We start from the raw sequence: 2,701 nt of genomic DNA on the forward strand, positions 1-2,701 counted from the left end.
GGCGGCGTCATTCCGCCCAAGGACCACGAGTGGCTGCGGCAGGGCGGCGTGACCGCGGTGTTCGGCCCCGGCAGCGTGATTCCGCTCTGCGCCCAGCAGATCATCGTCGCGCTGGAGCAGACCCACACGGCATGAGGTCCCCGAAGGCGCCGGGCGGGCGGCTCGCGATCGACGCCTACGTGGAGGGCGTGCTCGCCGGCGATCGCGCCGTGCTGGCCCGGGCCATCACCCTCGTCGAGAGCGAGCGGGCCGACGACGCGGCGGCTGCCGCGGCGGTGCTCGACGCGCTGTTGCCGCATGCGGGGCGATCGCAGCGCGTCGGCATCACCGGCGTGCCCGGCGTCGGCAAGAGCACGTTCATCGACGCGCTCGGCATGCACCTGGTCAAGGAGCGCGGCCAGCGAGTGGCGGTGCTCAGCGTCGATCCCTCGAGCCCGCTCTCGGGCGGCAGCATCCTGGGCGACAAGACGCGCATGGAGCGGCTGGCGCTCGAGCCCGCCGCCTACATCCGGCCCTCGCCGGCGCGTGGCTTCCTGGGCGGCGTGGCTCGCCGCACTCGCGAGACCATCCTCCTCTGCGAGGCGGCCGGCTTCGGCACGATCCTGGTGGAGACGGTCGGCGTGGGGCAGTCGGAGACGGCCGTCAGGTCGATGACCGACTTCTTCCTGCTGTTGATGCTGCCGGGCGCCGGCGACGAACTGCAGGGCATCAAGCGCGGCATCATCGAGATGGTCGACGCCATCGCCATCAACAAGGCCGACGGCGACATGCGGGCGCGTGCCGATCGGGCGCGCGGCGAGTACCGCGCCGCCCTGCACCTGTTCCCCGCCCCGGCCGACGGCTGGGTGCCTCCCGTGCTCACGTGCTCGGCACTGGCGGGCGAGGGCATCGCCGAGCTGTGGGACGTCGTCATCGCCCACCACGCCCACCTCGAGGCCAACGGGTCGTTCGCCCGGCGCCGCAGCCAGCAGGCCCTGGCGTGGATGCGCGAACTCGTCGCGACGGGCCTCGAGACGGCCTTCCGCGCGCATCCGGATGTCGCCGCGGGCCTGCCTCCGCTCGAATCGGCCGTCGCCGAGGGCCGCACCACCGCCTTCGCCGCCGCCCGCGACCTGTTGACCCGCTTCCGCGCATCCTGACCTCCGGCGTGGTGCCCGTCCTGATATAGGCTTAGCGCGCGCAGGCCGGGGCCTGCGGTCGCATCGGAGCGTTTGCACCATGAGTGAGATGAGAATCGGGATTGTCGGCCTCGGCTGGGTGGCCGGCGCGCACATCGAGACGTTCAAGCACGTGAAGGGTGCCGCGGTCACCGCCGTGTGCTCTCGCCGCAGCCTCGACCCGGCCGCGCTGCAGGCCCAGTACGGGCTGCCGCTCAAGGCCTACACCGACTACCAGCAGATGCTGGCCGACCCCGACATCGACGCCATCGACATCTGCACGCCGCACCCGTACCACGCGGATCAGGCCATCGCCGCCGCCAACGCCGGCAAGCACCTGATCATCGAGAAGCCCATCGCGCTGTCGTGGGAGGACGCCGTGCGCGTGCGCGACGCCATCCGCGCCAACGGCGTCAAGGCCATGGTGTGCTTCGAGGTCCGCTACAGCGCGCAGTTCACGCTCACGCGGTCGATCGTCGAGCAGGGCCTGCTCGGGCACCTCCACTACGGCGAGGTGGACTACTTCCACGGCATCGGCCCCTGGTACGGGCAGTACCCCTGGAACATCAAGAAGGACATGGGCGCGTCGAGCCTGCTCACCGCGGGCTGCCACGCCATGGACATCCTCCTGATGCTGATGCAGGCCCCGGTCGCCGAGGTCACCGCGCTCGGTACGACCTCCACGAGCGAGTACTTCACGCCCTACGAGTACCCGACCACGACGGTCAGCCTGCTGAAGTTCGCCGACGGCCGCGTCGGCAAGGTCACCTCCTGCATCGACTGCCTGCAGCCCTACTACTTCCACTCGCACCTGGTCGGCAGCCACGGCACGCTCCTCGACACGAAGCTGCACACCACCAAGCTGCCGGGGATGATCAAGACGAAGTGGTCGGAGCTGGCCACGCACCCGATCGACTCGGGCGACGTCAGCGATCACCCCTACCAGCCGCAGTTCCAGGCCTTCGTCGACGCCACCGCGGCGGGGACGACGATGCCGCTGACCGACTTCGATACGGCGCTGGAGAGTCACCGCGTGGCGTACGCGGCCGACCTCTCGATCGCGCTGGGCCGCACGGTCAAGCTGTCGGAGCTCGCGTAACCGCCATGCCACGCGTCCTCGCGCTCATGGCGCATCCCGACGACATCGAGATCACCTGCGCCGGGACGCTGATCCTGCTCAAGGAGGCCGGGTGGGACGTCCACCTGGCCACCATGACGGCGGGCGACCTCGGATCGTCGACGCTGTCGGCTGCGGCAATCTCCCGTGTGCGGCGCAAGGAGGCGGCGGCCTCGGCGGCGCTGCTCGGCGCCGGCTACACGTGCCTCGGCATCAAGGACCTCACGATTGCGCACGACCCGCGCCAGAAGCGCATCGTGACGGGCCTGCTGCGCGACGTGCGACCCGACGTGCTGATCACGCACCCGCCGGTCGACTACATGGCCGACCACGAGCAGACGTCGTACCTGGCGCGCGATGCGGCGTTCGGCTCGACCATCCCGAACTGGAAGGCGCTGCCGCCGGTGGGCGTGCGGTCGCGCAAGGC

General features: G+C 70.7%; 3 protein-coding genes. All 3 read left to right on the forward strand.

Annotated features, from left to right (window positions below; translation table 11 throughout):
- Positions 1-131: 131 nt before the first annotated feature.
- Entirely contained in the window at positions 132-1,139 is a 1,008-nt protein-coding gene (gene meaB, locus ACIRDX_RS22670; protein ID WP_396627682.1) for a methylmalonyl Co-A mutase-associated GTPase MeaB, read from the forward strand.
- A 79-nt stretch (positions 1,140-1,218) separates the two neighbouring features.
- Positions 1,219-2,256, forward strand: coding sequence for a Gfo/Idh/MocA family protein (locus ACIRDX_RS22675; RefSeq protein ID WP_396627683.1), 1,038 nt, complete (start codon positions 1,219-1,221; stop codon positions 2,254-2,256).
- Between the two features lie 5 nt (positions 2,257-2,261).
- On the forward strand, positions 2,262-2,701 hold a 440-nt coding region (locus ACIRDX_RS22680), incomplete at its 3' end, for a PIG-L deacetylase family protein (protein ID WP_396627684.1).

Origin of the sequence: Luteitalea sp. (assembly GCF_044337415.1) — a bacterium.
Taxonomy (GTDB): Bacteria; Acidobacteriota; Vicinamibacteria; order Vicinamibacterales; family Vicinamibacteraceae; genus Luteitalea.